Raw genomic sequence first — 21289 nt, 5'->3', positions numbered from 1 at the left:
CTTTTCAGAGCTCTACCATGGCCCTCGATATTCACGCTCACCGCATCCTGATCCTCGACTTCGGCTCGCAATACACCCAACTGATTGCCCGCCGCGTGCGCGAAATCGGTGTGTACTGCGAACTGCACCCGTTCGACATGGACGAAGATGCGATCCGCGAATTCGCTCCTAAAGGCGTCATCCTCGCCGGCGGCCCCGAGTCCGTGCACGTCGCCGACAGCCCGCGCTGCCCACAGGCAGTGTTCGACCTGGGCGTACCGGTCTTCGGTATCTGCTACGGCATGCAGACCATGGCCGAGCAACTGGGCGGCAAGGTTGAAGGTTCCGAACTGCGTGAGTTCGGTTACGCCCGCGTTGACGTGGTTGGCAAGAGCCGCCTGCTCGACGGCATCGAAGACCACATCGACGCTGACGGCCTGTTCAGCCTCGACGTGTGGATGAGCCATGGTGACAAGGTCACCAAGATGCCGGAAGACTTCCACATCCTCGCCAGCACCCCAAGCTGCCCGATCGCCGGCATGTTCAACGACGACCGTGGCTACTACGGCGTGCAGTTCCACCCGGAAGTGACCCACACCAAACAGGGCGGTCGCATCCTCTCGCGTTTCGTTCTCGACATCTGCGGCTGTGAAGCCCTGTGGACGCCGTCGAAGATCGCTGAAGACGCCATTGCCAACATCCGCGCACAAGTCGGCACCGACAACGTGCTGCTGGGTCTGTCCGGCGGCGTTGACTCCTCGGTGGTTGCCGCGCTGCTGCACAAAGCCATTGGCGATCAACTGACCTGCGTCTTCGTCGACAACGGCCTGCTGCGTCTGCACGAAGGCGAGCAAGTGATGGCCATGTTCGCCGAGAACATGGGCGTCAAAGTCATTCGCGCCAACGCTGAAGATCAGTTCCTCAACAACCTGGCCGGCGAAGCCGACCCAGAGAAGAAGCGCAAGATCATCGGTCGTACCTTCATCGACGTATTCGATGCCCAGTCGAACAAACTGGAAAACATCAAGTACCTCGCGCAGGGCACCATCTACCCGGACGTGATCGAGTCGGCTGGCGCGAAAAGCGGCAAGGCTCACGTGATCAAGTCGCACCACAACGTGGGCGGCCTGCCGGAAGAGATGAACCTGAAACTGGTCGAGCCACTGCGCGAACTGTTCAAGGACGAAGTCCGTCGTCTGGGCCTGGAACTCGGCCTGCCGTACGACATGGTCTACCGTCACCCGTTCCCGGGCCCGGGCCTGGGCGTGCGTATCCTCGGTGAAGTGAAAAAGGAATACGCCGACCTGCTGCGTCGTGCCGACCACATCTTCATCGAAGAACTGCGCAAAGCCGACTGGTACCACAAGGTCAGCCAAGCCTTCGTCGTGTTCCAGCCAGTGAAATCGGTTGGCGTTGTTGGCGACGGCCGTCGTTACGCTTGGGTGGTTGCCCTGCGTGCCGTGGAAACCATCGACTTCATGACCGCGCGTTGGGCTCACCTGCCTTACGAACTGCTGGAAACCGTCTCCGGCCGCATCATCAATGAAATCGAAGGCATCTCCCGCGTCACTTACGACGTATCGAGCAAGCCGCCGGCGACGATTGAGTGGGAGTGATGCCTCCGGCCTCAGGGCCGATCGGCTGAAACAAAAAATGCCTGGTGCTTATGCATCAGGCATTTTTTTTGAGTTTCTCATAGTGCTCTGGAGCGAACGGCCACTCAGTGAGGATGACTGGCATTTTTTGGTGGGAGCACCGAAGCAAGGGTCGTAGTTCTCAATCGATCGCAAACGCTGGCATACGTATCAGAGAAACCGCGATCGAATCAAATCCGTATCGAACGGCGTTATCCCTTGATCAGGTGCAAACACCGCCTCTGCCTGTTGCGGTGAGATCACTCGTTCCCCCCGTGCTCGAACATGCAAGTCGAACAGGGTTTCCAGATCCGGACGTGGTGTGTGCACTAAGGCCTGCAGCATCAGCGATACCCCACTGAGGTTGTTCCCGACGTTGTTCCAGCGCGGCGATGAAGTAAGCCCCAGGTCGGCCCAAATCATGCGTCGTTCCTGCAAGTCCATCACGAAAGGCAGGCAAATTACGGTGTCGGATGCGATATCGATCCGGTCGAACACCGATCGCGGTTCGAATACTTCACCCGACATCGTGTCGGCGCGGGCCATCCAGCCCGCGAAGCATTCTGGAAGATCGCAGTACGGTTGCTCGGTGTATGAGTTGATGGACGTGACTACGTAGCGAATACCCTGTTCGATCAGGACATCAATATCGAGGTCGATAAACTCCGAAGCTCCGTCGGGCGCGTCGGTGATGTCGCCGCTGTGGCAACCGCCGAAATCCTTCAGGTTGTAGTACGCGACTGTTTGTTTGAAGACGAAGTTGGCGTCGAAAAAAGCGGCGGACAAGTCGATGTCCGTGCGTTGGCTGCCATTCTTCCACCACAGAAACAGGCGAATGAAACGTGTATCAGGCATAGGCAAGCGACTGCCCCGCACCAGCGTACGTAGCGACTTCGATGAGGCACGCTGCGCCAGCGGCACCTTGTATTCGCTTAACGCGGGATCGATGAAACAGCGGCCAAGTGGCGACAGCGACGCAAAACGCACTAGGAGAGCGTGTTCGCAGATTTGGGCTGCGCGAGCCAACACCTCGGGAGTGATGGGTTCGCGGCGATCCTTGATGCCATAGACTTTGGCGAATGAGCCTTTCGGCGTGAATGCCCGTAGCGGTAGGGGGCGCGGAGCGCGTACCTGGGCCAGCAATTGCAGCAGGACCGGTGAGGACACTTGTGTCGCCACCGCCTCGAACGCCTTGAGAACCGACTCCGGTCCCGTCGTGCGCCGTAGCGCTACGTCCAGCCGTCGTGCGAACTCACCAGGACGGCTCTGTAGTATGGGCGTAAGCGCGGCGATGTCGCGCTGGGCCAGCAGTGTTTCGACACGTGAACCAAAAGTGGCTGGCGCTTCGTTGCGGCGCGCTGCCGTGATGGCGGCTAGTGCTCGTGGGTACTTATCGGCGTAGTCGCCTGGATGCAGTACTTCAGCGAGACGTTTCCAGCGTTCGGCATGGCGCATCACATCTTCTGTAGCGATGGGTATTGAGTCGAGCAGGCGCAACAACAGGCGGCGCATCGAGCGCTTCATCGTTTTGAAACGTGTCGACGCTGTCGTCAGCGATACGTCTCCGCCACTCAGGGCGACCGCGAGTCGTAGCACATCCGTCGCCGTTTCGACGTTGCGCTCCAGGAATGCGTCCACCCGTGCATCGTCGGCTGCATGCAGGATAAGTGCGCCGCCCAACTGTGCACGGATCTCTCGGAAAGGGATGTCCTCAGGCAGCAAACGGAACACATCGCGTTTGTACTCTCGGACAAACCAGAGGACATCAGCGGTTTCCTCCTCGGAGAGCGAGGTGCGCGATGACAACAGCGGTTCGAGCAGTGACTCGAACTGATGGATGCTCCCCGGTTCGATAACCCAGGGTATGAGGTTGCCCTCAAGCAGTGGAGGTCGAGATTCTTCAGTCTTTGGTAAACGTCGAAGCGTGAGGTAATGCATGACGGCGTTTAGGTACAACTCCCCCTCTGTGGCCGTCAGAACCTGTTCTGGAAAGTCAGGATAAAACGGCCGGTGGTGCACATGAGCGCCATTCCTGCGCCGAAGCACTCCGACAATGCTACGCAGCCAGTACTTGAGTTCTGTCGCTGACAACATGCCGATTTGCTCAATCAGAGGCTCTGAAAGTACGCATCGGAACGCGGCGACTTCACGGACAGCCGATGCGACCTGAGCACGCGTGGCACCGCCAGTGCCCATAGGGACGTGAACTTTGCTACGGCGACGCAGGAACAGCTCCTGATTCATGCTTGATTTTCTCCTTGGGTCGTCGTCGTGAGCGAGCTGCAGCATCGTGTCTACAGCTGATATGAAAACGCCTGCTAGAAGCAGGCGCGGTGTGGAGAGCGGAACCCCTAGTTTCATAGGGATTAGAAGGAAGGTGTTCCATAGCCACGGCGGCATTTTACGTAAGGTTTTCGCTTTTTGTCAGGTTGTTGTTTCTCTCAACGGTAACAAGCTGCTTCACCAGAAAAAAACGGGGATGAGCGACAAGGCGCTTGTCTATAGCCCAGGCGAGTGGTGACGTTATTGGTCAAGTGTGCCTTCAAGGGCGACGAAATTCCCACAGATTCAGTCAAGTTTTCGTAGTATTCCAGCCAGTGAAATCGGTTGGCGTTGTTGGCGACGGCCGTCGTTACGCTTGGGTCGTTGCCCTGCGTGCCGTGGAAACCATCGACTTCATGACCGCACGTTGGGCTCACCTGCCTTACGAACTGCTGGAAACCGTCTCCGGCCGCATCATCAATGAAATCGAAGGCATCTCCCGCGTCACTTACGACGTATCGAGCAAGCCGCCGGCGACGATTGAGTGGGAGTGATCCTGCCGCGCGTCGAAGCTGGTATTGAGTGAACGAAAACCCCTGGCCCAGGCCAGGGGTTTTTCGTTTCAATCGCCGCGCGAATCCTTTCAGGTGGGTAAGCGACTTTGCAGTTTCAGGCCTATTTCTATCAGGCGCTGAGATAACGCTGCGATATCTGGAAACAATACGCCACTGATGCGCGGCATTGACTGAAGCCAGATATAAGCCTGGCCGTCCTGCGTCAGGTTCACCGGCGTTCGAACAATGCTGCCTGTACTGCCGCGCCGCACCAGCGTGTAACCGTTTTGCGATTTCTCGACCAGGTACATCCCATTGCGATGGAGCAGGCGTGCCTGCGCTTGCTCTGTCCATATCACCGGCGGCGCGTCGATTTGCAGACGCAGGTCAGCGTAAAGGTAGTCGAACGAGTTGCGGGTCGATGCACCATTGTCGAAGGGCCCGCGAGCCACCTTGACTCCCGGGTCGATGCTGACTCCTGGCACTTCCGAAGGTAAGGATTCTTCGATACGCAAGCCGATACCGCCTCTGAGTTCGCTGATGCCTGGCAGGTTTCTGAAGTTATTGGTGTTCTGTGCATCGATCAAGGCTACCCATTTGCCCGGTCGATTGAGGAGTGCGTCGCCCCACATGATTCTGTTCATCTGCTGAGCGTTCATCATTTGCTCCTCAATCGAGGTGAGCGGCACTTTCATTTTGGAGATCGCCGCGCAACCCAGGCCTTGAACGCGTACGTCATTTGCCTGCGCGGTCTTGACCAGTTCGAGGATGTTGAACGTCTCGTCTGGATCGGTTCCGAGACTGCCCAGATAAATCCGCAGATCCTCTGACATCTGCCCGCTCGTGTAGAAACCGTTCAGATCCATCTGGGCAAAATCGCTCAGCAGGTCACCCACGTAGAGCGTCGTGATGTGTCGTGCAAACGCTGGCATGTTGCTGATCATGAATCGCATGCTGGTGATGCGATCGAGGGTTTCCCCCACCACCAGCCCCATCGTTTTCTCGAAGACGCGATCAATGAGTTCATCGGTCGACATCGAGTGACTGACTTCGGGTATTACCGGACGCGCAGGCAGATTGGTCCAGTCCAGCTCTGAGTAATGCTCTTTGGCTTCGTTCAGGAGTCGTGTGCGTTTTTGGCTGAAAAACAGCGTGAATTGTTCTTCGTCAGATGGATGGTCTGGGACGATGTTCGCCATATCGGCAGAATCCTGGGGCAGGTTCATTGCCCACTTTTTCAGTTTGGCCGCGTCCAGCTCTCCAATATCACCGAGGGTGGTCACCAGGCGCAGCGGACGGGCAGTGGATGGCACCGGTTCGACCAATGGCAGGCCTGGCGACGGGGTTGATGAGATGACCTGCGAGGTCAGTTCGATTTCTGACGCACATGGCGTGCCCACGCACTGCCCGCCGCCTCTGAGACGCAGCGCCGGCGTGCGCTCCCATTTGCCGGTTGCGCTGAAACGCACTGGCAATGAATACGCGAACTGGTTGGGGTGTTCCGGATCGACGATGGCCCAGTTGCCACTGTCCCCGGAGGCGTCGAAGTACCGCACGTAATACGCGTTGCCTTCGATCTCGATGGCATAGGGCTGAGCGTTGCCGAGTCGGTAAATGCCTTGAAACTTCCCGGACTTGGTCTCTACAGAAAAACGATCAAGCAATTCGTTGCACTGGTAGCGGGCAGGAATCTGTGGCGCGAGCGGACCGTGCAGCGTGGGGCGGGGTGATGTCTCGATGGGGATGTCGTTGGCCATCTCGTCAGTCTCCTCGTCAGTGGTCAGCAAGGGCGCCTGATCCAGCGGTGGCAGAAATGGATCGTTGCCCGAGGTGAACTCGATCAGTCCGGCCATTTCTTCGGCTTCGGCAAACTCGACCTGCGGGCCCACTTCCAGATGCGCGCCGGTACCGATCAGGAACGGAACGTTGAACAGTACTTCAATGCCGTTGAGCACCGCGCCAAGGGTGCCGGCCTTGCGCTCGACAGCCGTCCTGCCGTTGACCGCCAGATCGATGTTCAACCCCATGTTGGCGATCCCGGCGCCAATCACCGGCAGTGCCAGCGGCCATCCTACGGTTGCCATCGGGCCGAATACCCTGAGACCGGCACTGAGGTAACCCATCCAGAGTTTTTTGCGCAGATCACTGTTGGAGGTCAGCGCCATGTCTGCTTCGGCAAACATGGCGTTGCGTGTCGAATCGCTTAACCAGGTGAACGCGTCACCGCTGATGGTGACGTTGCTGTGGTTGATCATCCGGTGATCGCTATGACCCCAGGTGCTGACCAGGCGAGTCATCAGGTCATTGAGTTTTTCGCCCATCCGGTTGCGGTCGGCCAGGGAGAAGCGGTTCATGAAGATCTTGCGCTTATCCTCCGTATTCATCTGTTCAAGCATCCACCAGTGCAGATCCGCTTGATCTTCCATCAGCCGAAAGGGTTGCACTTCGCCGGGTAAGTAAAGGGTTTGCCGACCACTGTCCTCAACGAAACGCAGCGCATGGGTGGCGACGTGCCCATCAAGATCCAGCGCGCGTACATGAGCGCCCACCGGGTGCGAGGCTTGTAGCATTTGCAGGGTGACAGGCCAGGTCACGGAGCCGATAACCGAATCGATCACGCGCTGAAAATCTGTACCGTCAAGGTGGCCCTGTTGCAGCGCCTGTACTGCCAGGCTGAGAAAATTGCACTTGGCCAGTGTGCGGAAATGGTGCGACGAGGTTTGCCAGTAAGTGGTCAGTTGCCGAGTGTAGCGGCTGCTGAAATCGATATTCCAGAACGCCTGCAGCACATCACTGCCCAGCAGTCGAATTTCATTATCCTGATTGAAGTTGTCGGCCTGCGGCCCGTCTGCGTAAAAGCCGCAGTACAGCCCCAGCAGATCGGCATTGTCCTGATCGGTGGCGCGAAAGCGCTGGATTACCAGTTGGGTGAGGGTCAACGATTCATAGGGCTTTTCCAGCAGATGTTCCCAGCCGGTGAAGGTCAGGTTGCTGCTCTGCGCGGCCCTGAATCGATGGAAATAGACACGGTCCGGATCAAGGCCCGGCAGTCCTTTGTCGATCAGCAATTGAAGGGCGATCTCACGGGCCGCCTCCAGCAGGCTGGGGCAAGCCTGCACGAGTGATGTAGCGATTGCCCTGAGGCTGGCCTTGTCAGCTGCGTTCGGCAGCAAACGGCGTTCGGGAGTGTTCATGTACTTCTCCATCCATGGGGAAAACGAGAATCAAGCATGACCGAACAGCTCAAGAGCGATGCACTGCATATGTATTGCATGCTGCAAGGCCGACGGATGGCGTGATCCCGCTGAGCAACGGCTCCCGAGGGCAGGGCAGCGGCTGTCTCGGGCCACGCTGTCAGTCCGGAAGACGGCTTTGTAATGTCAGGCCCATTTCGATCAATCGGTTAGACATTTGCTCGATGCTGGCGAACGGGACATCGTTCACTTGCGGCCATGACGGGCGGTGCAACGAAACGCTTCCATCCGGCAGTTGACTCACGCGCGTTCGCACGAGCATGCCTTGCTTGCTGCGGTGCACCACGGTGTAGGTATCGGCGATTTTTCTGAGCATGAACATGCCGCGCCTGTGCAACAGGTTCTCTAACGTATTCTCAGTCCAGTTCACCGGTTCGGCCGGTACGCGTAGACGCAGGTCAGCGCGCAGCACGTCGTTATTGCCCGGTGATGCAGAGCCGTTTGGAAATGATCCACGACGCACTTCGATACCCGGATCAGCCTCGATGTCCATGGTCGTTTCCATCCCGACTTCTTCGATGCGCAACCCGATGCCACCCTTTATTTCGCTGATACCGGCAAGGCCTCTGAGCGTGTTGGTGTTTTGCGCACTGATCAGCACGATCCATTTCCGGGGGCTGTTGAGGTAGGTGTCTCCCGTCATGAGGTCGCTCGCCAGATAAGTACCGATCATCTGCTCGTCATAGGGCGATAGCGGGGACTTCATCTTGTAGCTTGCGGCGCAATCAATCCCCTGGATACGAACACCGTTTTGCCTGGCAACCTTGACCAGTTCCAATGCATTGAAGAGCCCCGCCGGATCGGTGCCCAGGCTGCTCAGGTAGGTTTGCAGATCCGCCGACAGGGTGCCGGACGTGAAGTAGCGGTTCAATTCCACTTGAGCGAAGTCACTGAGGATCCCGCGCATGTAGAGGGTTTTTGCGTGCCTGGCCAGAGCGGGCATGTTTTCAATCATGAAGCGCATGCTGGCGATACGATCCAGGGTTTCGCCCACCACCAGCCCCGAGGCTGATTCAAAGATGCGATCCAACAGGCCGGGAATGTCCAGCGGTGCCGTGATTTCTGGCGTTGGCGGTCGCGCAGGCGAGGTAATCCATGGAAGATTGCTGAAGAATTTTCTGGCGGCGGTCTGCAGCAGTTTGCGCTTGCTCACCGCGTAGAGCTCAAAGGGGTCGGCCATGCTCAACGCGCCGGAGGCATCGGGCAGCAGTTGGGCATGGGTTTCGTTCAGGTTCAGCGCCCAGCCTTTTATCGAACGGCGCACCGTCGGCTCGATATCGTAGGCAGAGGGCACGATGCGGATCGGGCGCACGACTGTCGCGGCTGATTCGAACTCCGGTTCGACAGCCACTTCGGGCGCTGGGGGTTCAAAGGTGTCGAGCGCGATATCCGGGGCACACGCCTTGCCCATGCACTGCCCGCCGCCCGAAAGGCCCAGCGATCGCATACGCTCCCACAGACCTTCGGCATTCAGGCGAATCGGTAATGAATGAACAAGCTGATTGGGTCGCTCAGGGTCAACGATTGCCCAATAGCCACCCCCACGCGAGTCGGTGAAATATTTGACGTAGTAAGGATTTTCATCCAGCAGGACGGCGTAGGGAGGATCAGCATCAAGTCGAAAAATACCTTCGAACTGTCCAGGTTCGCTTTCCGCTTGCAAACCGTCGAGCAGTTCATTGCACAGGTATTTGTGCGGAACCTGTGGCGGCGGCGCGCTGGCCGCCGGAATCAGTCTGGGGGGATCAGGTTCAGAAACGAAGACGTCGGGGCTATCCGGAACCATGATTTGCTGCGTATCGACAGGCGGCTCCGGTTCCACGGCCGACTCTGACTCGATCAGCTCCGCCATTTCCGTTGCCTCGGCCGCTTCGACCTGTACGCCTGTCTCGAGCATTGCACCGGTGCCTTTGAGGAACGGGAGATTGAACAGCGTTTCAATCCCGCTCGCCACGGCGCCAAGCACCCCAGCCTTGCGTTCGCTGGCGGTTTTGCCGTTGACCGCCTGATCGATGTTCAAGCCCACGCTGGCAATGCCGGCGCCAATCACCGGCAGCGCAACAGGCCAGCCGACAGCGGCCATCGGGCCGAACACCTTGAGGCCGGCGCTCAAATAGCCGATCCACAGTTTTTTACGCAGATCGCCGTTGGACGTCAGCGACAGGCTGGCTTCGGCGAACATTGCACTGCGGGTGGTGTCACGTAATCCACTGAACGCATCACCACTGAGCGCCAGGTTGTGCTGATTGATCAGATGATGATCGGCGTGGCCCCAGGTGCTCACCAGCCGGTTCATCAGATCGGTGATGTTCTCGGTCATTCGCTGACGTTCGGCGAGTGGAAAGTGACTGAAGAAGTTCTGCCGCCGAGTAATTTGATTCATCTGCTCGAGCACCCACCAGTGCATGTCCGCCGGCGTTTGCCTGACGACGAATGCCAACTCTTCACCGGGCATATAGATGATTTGCCGGCCAGAGGGAGCGACGACGCGCAGGAGATTGGTGGCGACATGTCCACTGATATCGAAAGCGCGCACGTCACCGTCCACGGTGTGGCTCGATTGCATCATTGCCAGGGTCACTGGCCAGGTGACAGGCCCGATCAGCGCGCCGACGAGGCACTGGAAATCACTGTCGGTCAGTTGCTTGAGTTCAAGTGCCTGCACCGCACGGCTGAGAAAAGTGCATTTGGCCAGCGTGCGAAAATCATTGCCGTGGGTGTTCCAGAAGGCCGTCAGCTGGTTGTGGTACCGCGTGCTGAAGTCGATGTCCCAGAAGGCGTCGAGTACCTCGTTGCCGTGCAGGCGACATTCATTGCGGTGATCGAAATTTTCGTTGTCGGGGCCGTCGGTATAGAAACCGGCATAGAGATCCAGCAGGTCAGCGTTGTCCTGATCGGTGGCCCGAAAGCGATGAATCACCAGTTGTGTGAGGGTTATCGATTCGTAGGGCTTTTCGCGGATGTGCTCCCAGCCGGTAAACGAGCGGGTGCTGCTTTGCGCAGATTTGAATCGATGGAAATAGACCCGGTCCGGATCGATCCCCTTCAGGTGCTTACGCTCCAGCAACTCGCGGGCGACTTGATGCGCCTCGTCGTGAAGGCCTGGGCACATTTGAACGACTGTCGCAGCCATGGCTTTGAGAGAGGCTTTGTCTGCTGCATTCGGCAGAGGGCGCTGTTCGGGCGATTTCATGCTTTCTCCATCCTTGAGAAATGAACGCCGAGCATGGCTCAATCGCTCAAGGGGAGTGCACTACCTATGTACCGCACATTGCCGTTCGAAATGTGCAGGGGTCAGCGCCGGGCCACGTCGGAGAAGTAGAACTTGTCGAGGGTGTGCCGTGACTCGGTGTATTCGAATTGCCGGCCGTCCTGCAGGAATGTCTGGTTGCTGACCACGATCACGTGGCTCTGGCCATCGAGATCCAGATGCAACTGGTCATCCCTGCTGCGTGGCTGTGCTTCGATGGTGCGCTGGGCGTAAGCGATCTGCAGCTGCAGGGTCTGTTCGATATAGGCGTAGATCGATTGCTCGGCGATATCGAGGGACAGGCCGGGAATAACCTCGGTGACAAAATGATTGATGTCGAGGATGACCCGTTTGCCATCAATCCGCCGTACACGTTTGACCCGGGTTATAAGGCTGCCGGGCTCGGCCTTGATGTGCTCGAGCAGACTGCCTTCAAGCGCGAACTGAGTCAGCTCGACGACGTCGGTGCTGACGTCATTCCCCAGCCGCGGATAGGTTTCCTGAAAACTGACAATGCCACCGAGTTGAAACTCGATCGGGTTGGTCGACAGGACGAACGTACCTTTGCCATGCACCTTCTGCGCGAAACCGCGTTCCTGCAGCAGCTCGATCGCCTTGCGGACGGTGCCGCGGCTGGCCTGATAGCTGTCCATCAGTTCGGTTTCGGAGGGTAGTCGCGCGCCGCGTTCCAGGCGTTCGGTGGTAATGCTGGCCAGCAGATCGCTATAGATCTGGTTGTATTTACTCATGGAGGTGCTCGCTGCCGGCTGAACTCAAAGCTTCGAACCTTAAGGGCAGGGTAGGGCTTTGTCCATTCAGGGATTGGAATCGCCTGAAGGTGAAGTAGGAAATATCCCGGTTGATCCGGCAAAAACATACAAAAACAAACTCGTCTGTACGAGTTGTTGCATTAACTCGTACAGACGAGTACTTTTCGCTTCGGCATGCTGCCAATAACAACAATCCACAGCGGAAGAACTAGCATGAGCCACGATTATCCGAATATCGCCAGAGAGCTGTTGCAAAGCCTTGGCGGTAGCGAAAATCTCGAACAGGCCGCGCACTGCGTCACGCGTTTGCGCCTGGCGTTGAAGAATCCGGGGCTGGTCGACAGCGCCACGCTCAATCAGATCGATCTGGTCAAAGGCTCGTTCTTCACCGGTGGTTTGTACCAGGTGGTGATCGGGCCGGGCGAGGTGGAGAAAGTCTACGCCGAGCTGCGCCGTCAAACAGGTCTCGCCGCCTCGACCATCGCTGACGTCAAACAGAAAAGCGCCGAAAAGATCAACGCCATGCAGCGTCTGGTGCGGGTGTTTTCCGATGTGTTCATGCCGATCCTCCCGGCGCTGATCATTGCCGGCCTGCTGATGGGCATCAATAATCTGCTCGGTGCCAAGGGCATGTTCATCGAAGGGCAGACGCTGCTGGATGCCTACCCGAAGCTCGACGGGCTCTGGAGCCTGATCAATCTGATGGCCAACACCTCCTTTGTCTTTCTGCCGGCGCTGGTGGGCTGGTCGGCGGCCAAGCGCTTTGGCGGCAGTGAAATCCTCGGCATCGTGCTGGGCCTGATGCTGGTTCACCCGGACCTGCTCAATGCCTGGAACTACGGCAAGGCCGTGGCCGGGCTCGACGGTCAGCAAATGCCGTACTTCGACATTCTCGGCCTGTTTGAAGTCGAGAAAGTCGGTTACCAGGGTCAGATCCTGCCGATATTGCTGGCCGCATACGTCATGAGTGTCATCGAAAAATGGTTGCGCGCGCGCGTACCCAACGCGGTGCAATTACTGGTGGTACCGATCACCACCATCGTCGTCACCGGCGTGCTGGCGCTGGCGGTGATCGGCCCGTTGACCCGTCACATCGGCATTTTCATCACCGAGGGCCTGGTCATGCTGTTTGACCTGGCGCCGATGGTCGGGGGCGCGATTTTCGGTCTGCTGTATGCGCCGCTGGTCATCACCGGCATGCACCACATGTTCCTCGCGGTCGACCTGCAATTGATCTCGACCCAAGGTGGCACCTTCATCTGGCCAATGATCGTCATGTCCAACCTCGCTCAAGGCAGTGCCGCCCTGGCGGTGTTCTGGATGACCCGTAGTGCACGGGACAAGAGCATGGCGTCGACCTCGGCTATTTCTGCCTACTTCGGTATCACCGAACCCGCGATGTTCGGTGTCAATCTGCGCTACAAGTTTCCGTTCTACGCGGCACTGGCCGGCTCCGCTTTGGGTTGCATTTTCCTTTCGCTGAACAAGATTCAGGCGTCGGCCATCGGCGTCGGCGGCCTGCCGGGTTTCATCTCGATCATGCCGCAGTTCATCCCGATGTTTGTGATCGGGATGCTGATTGCCATGGTTGTGCCGTTCGTTCTGACCTGTGCGCTGAGCATGAAGATTGTCCGGCCTGGTTACCGGGTTGCCTGAAGTCGCACCTGCAGGACTCGTAAATTCAAGAGGAAAATGTGCCATGCAAGACTGGCAACGTTCAGTGATCTACCAGATCTACCCAAAGAGTTTCCACAGCCACGCCGGCAATCCGACCGGTGATCTGCTCGGCATTGTCGCCAAACTCGACTACCTGCACTGGCTGGGTGTCGACTGTTTGTGGATCACGCCATTCCTGCGTTCGCCGCAACGTGACAACGGCTACGATATCAGCGATTACTACGCGATCGACCCGAGTTACGGCAGCATGGCCGACTGCGAGTTGCTGATTGCCGAAGCCGGCAAACGCGGCATCAAGTTGATGCTCGACATCGTGGTCAATCACACCTCGATCGAGCACGAATGGTTCCAGCAGGCGCGCAGCAGCCTCGACAATCCTTATCGCGATTTCTATATCTGGCGTGATCAGCCGAACAACTGGGAATCCAAGTTCGGTGGTTCTGCCTGGGAGTACGAAGCCCAGACCGGCCAATACTTCCTGCATCTGTTCGACCACACCCAGGCGGACCTGAATTGGGACAATCCCAAGGTGCGCGCTGAAGTGTTCAAGATGATGCGCTTCTGGCGCGACAAGGGCGTGGGCGGCTTTCGTCTGGACGTGATCAACCTGATCTCCAAACCTGCCGACTTCCCCGAAGACCACAGCGACGGCCGACGCTTTTACACCGACGGGCCAAACGTTCACGAATACCTGCAACAGATGCACCGCGAGGTCTTCGAAGGGCATGACCTGATCAACGTCGGCGAGATGTCATCCACCCGCCTCGAACACTGCATCCGGTACTCCAATCCGCAGTCGAAAGAACTGTCGATGACCTTCAACTTTCACCATCTGAAAGTCGATTATCCGAACCTGCAGAAATGGGTACGTGCCGATTTCGACTTCCTCCAGCTCAAGCGCATTCTGTCCGACTGGCAGACCGGCATGCAGGCCGGCGGTGGCTGGAACGCATTGTTCTGGTGTAACCACGATCAACCACGAGTGGTCTCGCGATTCGGCAATGACGGCGAGTACCGCGAACTCTCGGCAAAGATGCTCGGCACCGCGCTGCACTTTTTACAGGGCACGCCGTTCGTGTATCAGGGCGAAGAGTTGGGCATGACCAATCCGGGGTTTGAATCGATCGAGCATTATCGCGATGTCGAGACGCTGAATATCTTTCGCCTCAAGCGCGAAGCCGGCAGCAGCGATGCCGACAACATGGCGGCGATCATGCAGAAGTCGCGCGATAACGGTCGCACACCGATGCACTGGGACACCGGGCCAAACGCCGGTTTCAGCAGTGGCGAACCGTGGATCGGAGTACCCGCCAATGCCGCGCAGATCAACGTCGCCAATCAGCTCGACGACCCGGGCTCGGTGCTGCATCACTACCGTCATCTGATCGCGCTGCGTCGCCGCGAGTCTTTGATCACCGAGGGGCAGTACCGGCAATTGCTGCTTGAGCATCCGCAAGTCTGGGCTTATGTGCGTGAAGGTGACGCCGAGCGTTTGTTGGTGGTGAACAACTTCTACGGGACAACCTGTGAAGTGCAATTGCCATCGACGGTCATCAGCGAGTCGATGAGCCAGCGCCAGTTGATCAGCAATTACCCGGACGGCCCGTTGCGCCGTCGACAGATAACGTTGCGACCTTACGAATCGTTCGTCCTGCATCTGATCGATTCCTGATCCCTGACAGCAACACCAACGTTTCCAAAAAAAACACGCAGAGCCCTGCGCGGGGGAGTTTTGCGCGCTGAATTCATGCAAGCACACAATAAAAACAATGGGATGGCTTATGAAAACAACAATAAATCGCAGCCTTGCAATCGCAGGTATATGCCTCGCGCTCCCACAGTCGTCACCCGCGCTGGAGTTCGGCGGTTACCTGCGCAGTGGCTTCGGCAACTCGCTCAAGGGCGGCGGCCAATCGTGTTTTCAGTTGCCGGGGGCGCAAACCAAATACCGCCTGGGTAACGAATGCGAGCAGTACGGCGAACTGGAGTTGCGTCAGGATCTGTACACCTTCGACGACGGCTCGGTGTTCAGCGTCGACGGCATGGCCTCGTTGTACAACCGCTACAACCACAGCCTGACGTTCAACGAAGACAACGGCTCGGTGCGCCTGCCACAGCTGTACACACAGTGGTCGAACCTGCCTGCGCTCAACGGTGGTTCACTGTGGGCCGGGCGTCGCTACTACAAACGTAATGACATCCACATTTCCGACTTCTATTACTGGAACCAGAGCGCCACGGGTGGCGGCGTCGAAGACGTACTGATCGGCGATCTGAAATACAGCTACGCCTTTTCACGCAAGGACAACCTGTACCAGAAGGACTACATCAACCGGCACGACTTCAACGTGGCCGGGTTCGATAGCAATCCGGGCGGAGCGCTTGAGTTCGGCTTGAGCTTCATCGCCAAACCCGACAGTCGCGATGCACACCGGGGCTGGGCGGTCACCACCCAGCATGTGCAGAAGGACTTTTTCGGCGGCAAGAACAAACTCGCCCTGCAATACGGGGAAGGGCCCGGCACCGGGTTGGGCTACACCGGCAACGTCAGGCTGGACGACAGCAACAAGAGTTACCGGATCGTCGAGTTTTTCGATTGGCAGGTGACGCCGCGCTTCGGTGGTCAGATCGAGGCGGTGTATCAGAAAGACATTCGCCCGGACGGCGCTGACCAGAACTGGATATCCCTGGGTGTGCGGCCGACTTATGCGCTCACCGAACAATTCAAACTGGTGACCGAGCTGGGCCACGATCAAGTCGAAGCAGCGGGCGGCACGCGCAAGCTGAGCAAGTTCACCGTGGCCCCAACCTGGTCCCCCAAGGGGCCGGAATTCTGGGCGCGGCCCGAGGTGCGTCTGTATTACACCTACGCCACCTGGAACGAGGCCGCCAAGCGGGCGGCCAATGAACTGGCCAAGGGCTCGGCGCTGTCGGACACCGGTGCCTTCGGCACCGCTCGCCACGGTGCGAACGTCGGATTGCAGGTCGAATACTGGTGGAAATAAGCGATGCTGGTGGGGCGTTGCGCTCCACGGGCACTTCAGAGAACAAACTGCAGGTGACGTCCATGGCCACACCCCAACAATTGCAATTGCTGGCACCTTTGTCCGGCGTGCTGATACCGCTTGATCAAGTGCCGGATCAAGTGTTCTCCAGCCGAGTGATCGGCGACGGCCTGTGCATCGACCCGACTTCGGCAACGCTGTGCGCGCCGCTGGCCGGGGTGGTCAGCACCGTGCAGGCCAGCGGGCATGCGGTGAGCATCACCGATGACAACGGAGTTCAGGTATTGATGCACATCGGTCTGGATACGGTGAACCTGGCGGGGCAGGGGTTTAGCCGACGGGTCGAGGAAGGTCAGCGGGTTGAAGCCGGGCAGGCGCTGATCGAGTTCGACGCCGATTACATTGCGCTGCACGCCCGCAGCCTGATGACCCTGATGTTGGTGGTCAGCGGTGAGCCATTCACTTGGCTGGCCGCGCCAACCGGTCTGGTCGAAACCGGCCAGCCGCTGCTGAGCCTTGCCAATCCAGAGGTGACCAGCGAAGCGTCGGTGGGGGCCGAAGGTGAAAGGCTGTTTTCGCCGTTGCTGAGACTGCCCAACCCCAATGGTCTGCACGCACGTCCGGCGGCCGTTCTGGCGCAGGCGGCAAAGGCTTTTTCGGCGCGGATTTATTTGCACAGACAGCAGGCTGAAGCCAACGCCAAGTCATTGGTGGCGATCATGGCGTTGCAGACGGCTTGGGGTGACAGCGTGCAGGTGAGTGCGCTGGGCGAAGACGCGGATGTCGCGGTCAACACGCTGGCCCGATTGCTGGCCGAGGGATGCGGCGAAGCGGTGACCGCTCCGACGACGGCGGCGACAGTCGAGTCCGTCGAGCCAGAAACCCTGACGGTGCTACGCGGGGTCTGTGCCTCACCCGGTTCGGCGTTGGGGCAAGTGATGCAGATCAGCGAGCCGAGGCTCGAGGTGAATACGTTTGGCGTCGGTCCGCATATTGAGCGCGAAACACTGGCAAACGCGCTGATCGAGGCCGATATGGCCTTGCAGCATCTGCGCGACATTGCCGGCAGCGACGCTCAGGCGGAAATTTTCAAGGCGCACCAGGAACTCCTCGCCGATCCAGGCCTGCTCGATCAGGCTCAGGCGTTGATCGTTGAGGGCAAAAGTGCAGCGTTTGCCTGGCGCGCAGCCACCGAGTCGACAGCGGTACTTTTCCAGCAACTCGGGACTTCGTTGCTGGCGGAAAGGGCGGCGGATCTGGCTGATGTCGGCTCGCGGGTCCTGAAACTGATCCTCGGGGTCAGCGAGCAGGCGCTGGCGCTGCCGGCCGGGACAATCCTGATCGCCGATCAACTGACGCCTTCGCAAACCGCCGGACTCGATACCGACAAGGTGTTGGGGTTCGCCACGGTGGGCGGCGGGGCGACCAGTCATGTGGCCATTCTGGCCCGAGCGTGGGGTCTGCCAGCGATCTGCGGGATGCCTGCGCAAATGCTCGCGTTAGCCAATGGCGCCCAGGTATTACTCGATGCCGACAAAGGCGAGTTGCAGCTGAATCCGGGTGCCGTAGTCATCAGTCAATGGCAGGCCCGGCATGAGCGACAACGTCTGCGCCATCAGCATGAACACGCGCAGGCGGCGCTGGCGGCCCATACCCGCGACGGGCATCACGTCGAGGTGACAGCCAACGTCGCATCGCTGAGCGAAACCGAGCAGGCGATGACCTTGGGCGCTGCAGGCGTGGGGCTTTTGCGTTCGGAGTTTCTGTATCTGGATCGCAATCATGCCCCCACGCGCGACGAACAAGTGTCGACCTACAACGCCATCGCCCGGGCGGTAGGCCCCGCGCATAATCTGGTGGTGCGCACGCTGGATGTCGGCGGCGACAAGCCGCTGGCGTACGTGCCGATGGACAGTGAAACCAATCCGTTCCTCGGACTGCGCGGGATCCGATTGTGTCTGGCGCGACCGGACCTGTTGCGCGAGCAGTTTCGGGCGATCCTCGGCAGTGTCGGCCTGACGCGTCTGCACATCATGTTGCCGATGGTTACCCAGCTTGCGGAATTGCGTCAGGCCCGGCAGATACTGGAGGAGCAAGCCCGGGCGCTGAATCTTGGCCAACTGCCGAAGCTGGGTATCATGATCGAAGTCCCGGCGGCGGCATTGATGGCTGACCGATTTGCGCCGCATGTGGATTTTTTTTCGATCGGCACCAACGATCTGACGCAATACACCCTGGCGATGGATCGCGATCATCCGCGCCTGGCCAGTCAGGCGGACAGCTTTCATCCCTCGGTACTGCGCCTGATTGCCATGACCGTCGAAGCCGCGCACGCCCATGGCAAATGGGTGGGCGTGTGTGGTGCGATGGCCTCCGAGCGGCTCGCGGTGCCGCTACTGCTGGGGCTTGGCGTGGATGAGTTGTCCGTGAGCGTGCCGCAGATTCCCGCGATCAAAGCGGCGGTGCGCGAGGTGAATCTGCTCGACTGCAAGGCCATAGCCGAACAAGTGCTGGGGCTCGAGAGTGCTGAACAAGTGCGTGAGGCGCTGCACCTGTATCACGAGGCGGCAGCCGATACTTTACCGGTTCTGGAGAACTGAACATGTTCGATAAATTGCAGAAGGCGTTCTGGAAAGCCCTGACTCCGGATCTCGTGGCCGACGTACCGAAAGTGCAGGCCGAGCCTGACAGTGGATTGAGCGCAGCGATCATCGCGGCACTTGGAGGCGCGGATAACCTCAAGTCGCAGCAACCGGTGGCGTTGACTCGGGTGCGGGTGACGTTGCGCGATCTGACGCGTATGGATCGCCAGGCGCTGAGCGATGCCGGTGTCGCGGGTGTCATGCTGCAGGAACGTGGCGTAGTGCACTTGATTACCGGCCTGCGGCCCTGATCCCGAAGGGTAAGTGCGGCCTCAGGTCGCCCTTACTGTTTCTCAACCGCAGGTGTATCGTATTCGCCTTTTACGGGCCTTCAGGGTCCGTCGCTGATACGTGAGGTAGTTGAGTTCATGTCCTTTACCCGTCGCCAAATCCTCGGTGGCCTGGCCGGTCTTGTTGTCGTTGGCATTGGTGCGGGGGGCGCGTCGCGTTACTGGCTGGGCAAAATGGCCGACGCCGAGGCGGGCCACGACTATGAACTGATCGCCGCACCGCTGGACGTCGAGCTGGTCCCGGGGCACAAGACCGAGGCCTGGGCGTTCGGCCCATCGGCGCCGGGCACCGAGCTGCGTGTTCGTCAGGGTGAATGGCTGCGAGTGCGCTTCATCAACCATTTGCCGGTGGCGACCACGATTCACTGGCATGGCATTCGCCTGCCGCTGGAAATGGACGGCGTACCGTACGTGTCGCAGCTGCCGGTGTTGCCGGGCGAATACTTCGATTACAAGTTCCGCGTGCCGGATGCCGGCAGCTATTGGTATCACCCGCACGTCAGCAGCAGCGAAGAATTGGGGCGCGGATTGGTCGGGCCGCTGATCATCGAAGAGCGCGAGCCAACCGGTTTCAAATACGAAAAGACCCTGAGCCTGAAGAATTGGCATATCGACGACGAAGGCAACTTCGTCGAGTTCAGTATCCCGCGAGAAGCCGCGCGCGGCGGCACGGCGGGGCGACTGTCGACGATCAATGGTGTGCCGTTGCCGGTGATTGATTTGCCTGCCGGGCAGATCACCCGGGTGCGTTTGCTCAACCTCGACAACACGCTGACTTACCGCATCAACATTCCCGGCGTCGAAGCGCAGATCTATGCGCTGGACGGCAACCCCGTCGAACCGCGGCCGTTGGGCAAGGAATACTGGCTTGGCCCGGGTATGCGTATTTGTCTGGCAATCAAGGCGCCGGCGGCGGGCGAAGAATTGTCGCTGCGCAACGGCCCGGTGCGTCTGGGCACGCTGCGTTCGGTGGCCAATAACGATGCGCCGAGCGACTGGCCAAAAGCGTTGCCGGCCAACCCGGTGGCTGAGCCGGACCTGGCCAATGCCGAGAAACTCAACTTCAATTTCGAATGGGTCGGTTCGGTGTCGGTCAACGTCGACAATGGCCGGCCGCCGAGTCTGTGGCAGATCAACGGCAAAGCGTGGGACATCACCGACAAGACCTGCGCCGACCGGCCGATTGCCAGTCTGAAACTGGGGCAGAGCTACATCTTCGAATTGAAGAACATGACCCAGTATCAGCACCCGATCCACCTGCACGGTATGAGTTTCAAGGTGATCGCGTCGAACCGGCACAAGATCATTCCGTACTTCACCGACACCTATCTGCTGGGCAAGAACGAGCGCGCGCAAGTGGCGTTGGTGGCCGATAATCCGGGTGTGTGGATGTTCCACTGCCACGTGATCGATCACATGGAAACCGGCCTGATGGCCGCCATCGAGGTGAAGTGATGCGCCAGATTCGCCCTGCGGCGATCATCGACCGTAGCCGTGACCGCGATTTCATGCGCGAAGCCCTGACCCTCGCCGCACAAGGCGCAGCCCTCGGCGAAGTGCCGGTGGGCGCGGTGCTGGTGCAGGACGGCGAGATCATCGGGCGCGGTTTCAACTGCCCGATCATCACCAGCGACCCGAGTGCCCACGCAGAAATGGTCGCCATCCGTGCGGCGGCGCAGGCGGTGGATAACTATCGCCTGCCGGGCAGCACGCTGTATGTGACGCTGGAACCGTGCAGCATGTGCGCCGGGTTGATCGTGCATTCGCGAGTGGCTCGAGTGGTGTATGGCGCGCTGGAACCGAAGGCGGGGATTGTGCAGAGTCAGGGGCAGTTTTTTACCCAGGGCTTTTTGAATCACCGGGTGTTGTATGAGGGGGGGGTGTTGGCGGAGGAGTGTGGCGCGGTGCTCACCGAATTCTTCCGCGCCCGAAGAGCCAAAAGCCCCTCACCCTAACCCTCTCCCGGAGGGAG

Annotated in this window: 12 protein-coding genes and 1 pseudogene; 9 read left to right on the top strand and 4 right to left on the bottom strand. The window is 59.0% G+C overall.

Going from position 1 to position 21289, the window contains the following annotated elements; genetic code table 11:
- The first annotated feature begins 17 nt into the window (after positions 1-17).
- Positions 18-1595 (top strand): glutamine-hydrolyzing GMP synthase, encoded by a 1578-nt coding sequence (guaA, locus tag HU718_RS24840; protein WP_186615274.1) that lies wholly within the window; start codon positions 18-20, stop codon positions 1593-1595.
- Positions 1596-1784: 189 nt separating this feature from the next.
- On the opposite strand, the gene HU718_RS24835 is transcribed toward guaA, so the two are convergent.
- Positions 1785-3857 carry a TerD family protein gene (locus HU718_RS24835; protein ID WP_186615276.1) on the bottom strand — a complete coding sequence of 691 codons (2073 nt, stop codon included), beginning with the start codon at positions 3855-3857 and terminating at the stop codon, positions 1785-1787.
- Between the two features lie 317 nt (positions 3858-4174).
- On the opposite strand from HU718_RS24835, the pseudogene HU718_RS24830 reads away from it, so the two are divergent.
- A pseudogene (locus tag HU718_RS24830) lies at positions 4175-4429 on the top strand (GMP synthase (glutamine-hydrolyzing)); the annotation flags it as partial.
- Positions 4430-4518: 89 nt separating this feature from the next.
- Here HU718_RS24830 and HU718_RS24825 read toward each other — a convergent pair.
- From HU718_RS24825 to treR, 3 genes are all read right to left on the bottom strand, one after another.
- Positions 4519-7623 carry a membrane-targeted effector domain-containing toxin gene (locus HU718_RS24825; RefSeq protein WP_186615278.1) on the bottom strand — a complete coding sequence of 1035 codons (3105 nt, stop codon included), beginning with the start codon at positions 7621-7623 and terminating at the stop codon, positions 4519-4521.
- Between the two features lie 160 nt (positions 7624-7783).
- The gene (locus HU718_RS24820) at positions 7784-10795 is read right to left on the bottom strand and encodes a membrane-targeted effector domain-containing toxin (RefSeq protein WP_367617191.1); all 3012 of its coding nucleotides are present in this window, start codon (positions 10793-10795) and stop codon (positions 7784-7786) included.
- A gap of 182 nt (positions 10796-10977) precedes the next feature.
- Positions 10978-11682, bottom strand: coding sequence for a trehalose operon repressor (treR, locus tag HU718_RS24815; RefSeq protein WP_016984355.1), 705 nt, complete (start codon positions 11680-11682; stop codon positions 10978-10980).
- A 234-nt stretch (positions 11683-11916) separates the two neighbouring features.
- Here treR and treP point away from each other — a divergent pair, with 234 nt between their 5' ends.
- From treP to tadA, 7 genes are all read left to right on the top strand, one after another.
- Complete coding sequence (gene treP, locus HU718_RS24810; RefSeq protein ID WP_095122477.1) at positions 11917-13359, top strand: PTS system trehalose-specific EIIBC component; 1443 nt, start codon at positions 11917-11919, stop codon at positions 13357-13359.
- Between the two features lie 43 nt (positions 13360-13402).
- The gene (treC, locus tag HU718_RS24805; RefSeq protein WP_110718913.1) at positions 13403-15052 is read left to right on the top strand and encodes an alpha,alpha-phosphotrehalase; all 1650 of its coding nucleotides are present in this window, start codon (positions 13403-13405) and stop codon (positions 15050-15052) included.
- 109 nt (positions 15053-15161) lie between these two features.
- Complete coding sequence (locus HU718_RS24800) at positions 15162-16385, top strand: maltoporin (protein ID WP_186615282.1); 1224 nt, start codon at positions 15162-15164, stop codon at positions 16383-16385.
- A 62-nt stretch (positions 16386-16447) separates the two neighbouring features.
- Positions 16448-18985, top strand: a complete 2538-nt coding sequence (gene ptsP, locus HU718_RS24795; protein ID WP_186615284.1) for a phosphoenolpyruvate--protein phosphotransferase — start codon at positions 16448-16450, stop codon at positions 18983-18985.
- A gap of 2 nt (positions 18986-18987) precedes the next feature.
- Positions 18988-19278, top strand: coding sequence for a PTS sugar transporter subunit IIB (locus HU718_RS24790; protein WP_095122470.1), 291 nt, complete (start codon positions 18988-18990; stop codon positions 19276-19278).
- 117 nt (positions 19279-19395) lie between these two features.
- Positions 19396-20772, top strand: coding sequence for a multicopper oxidase family protein (locus HU718_RS24785; protein ID WP_186615286.1), 1377 nt, complete (start codon positions 19396-19398; stop codon positions 20770-20772).
- A complete protein-coding gene (gene tadA / locus HU718_RS24780) occupies positions 20772-21272 on the top strand; it encodes a tRNA adenosine(34) deaminase TadA (protein ID WP_150730723.1) in 501 nt (166 codons plus the stop codon). Before HU718_RS24785 ends, tadA begins: the two co-directional genes overlap by 1 nt.
- Positions 21273-21289 lie beyond the last annotated feature (17 nt).

It is taken from the genome of Pseudomonas tensinigenes (genome assembly GCF_014268445.2).
In the GTDB taxonomy this organism is placed as follows: Bacteria; Pseudomonadota; Gammaproteobacteria; order Pseudomonadales; family Pseudomonadaceae; genus Aquipseudomonas; species Aquipseudomonas tensinigenes.
This window is presented reverse-complemented; position numbering and strand designations above follow the sequence as displayed.

Excerpts from the sequence above, each read along its gene's own strand:
- guaA (WP_186615274.1), top strand. The coding sequence starts at position 18 with ATGGCCCTCGATATTCACGCTCACCGCATCCTGATCCTCGACTTCGGC.
- HU718_RS24835 (WP_186615276.1), bottom strand. The coding sequence starts at position 3,857 with ATGAATCAGGAGCTGTTCCTGCGTCGCCGTAGCAAAGTTCACGTCCCT.
- HU718_RS24825 (WP_186615278.1), bottom strand. The coding sequence starts at position 7,623 with ATGAACACTCCCGAACGCCGTTTGCTGCCGAACGCAGCTGACAAGGCC.
- HU718_RS24820 (WP_367617191.1), bottom strand. The coding sequence starts at position 10,795 with ATGTGCCCAGGCCTTCACGACGAGGCGCATCAAGTCGCCCGCGAGTTG.
- treR (WP_016984355.1), bottom strand. The coding sequence starts at position 11,682 with ATGAGTAAATACAACCAGATCTATAGCGATCTGCTGGCCAGCATTACC.
- treP (WP_095122477.1), top strand. The coding sequence starts at position 11,917 with ATGAGCCACGATTATCCGAATATCGCCAGAGAGCTGTTGCAAAGCCTT.
- treC (WP_110718913.1), top strand. The coding sequence starts at position 13,403 with ATGCAAGACTGGCAACGTTCAGTGATCTACCAGATCTACCCAAAGAGT.
- HU718_RS24800 (WP_186615282.1), top strand. The coding sequence starts at position 15,162 with ATGAAAACAACAATAAATCGCAGCCTTGCAATCGCAGGTATATGCCTC.
- ptsP (WP_186615284.1), top strand. The coding sequence starts at position 16,448 with ATGGCCACACCCCAACAATTGCAATTGCTGGCACCTTTGTCCGGCGTG.
- HU718_RS24790 (WP_095122470.1), top strand. The coding sequence starts at position 18,988 with ATGTTCGATAAATTGCAGAAGGCGTTCTGGAAAGCCCTGACTCCGGAT.
- HU718_RS24785 (WP_186615286.1), top strand. The coding sequence starts at position 19,396 with ATGTCCTTTACCCGTCGCCAAATCCTCGGTGGCCTGGCCGGTCTTGTT.
- tadA (WP_150730723.1), top strand. The coding sequence starts at position 20,772 with ATGCGCCAGATTCGCCCTGCGGCGATCATCGACCGTAGCCGTGACCGC.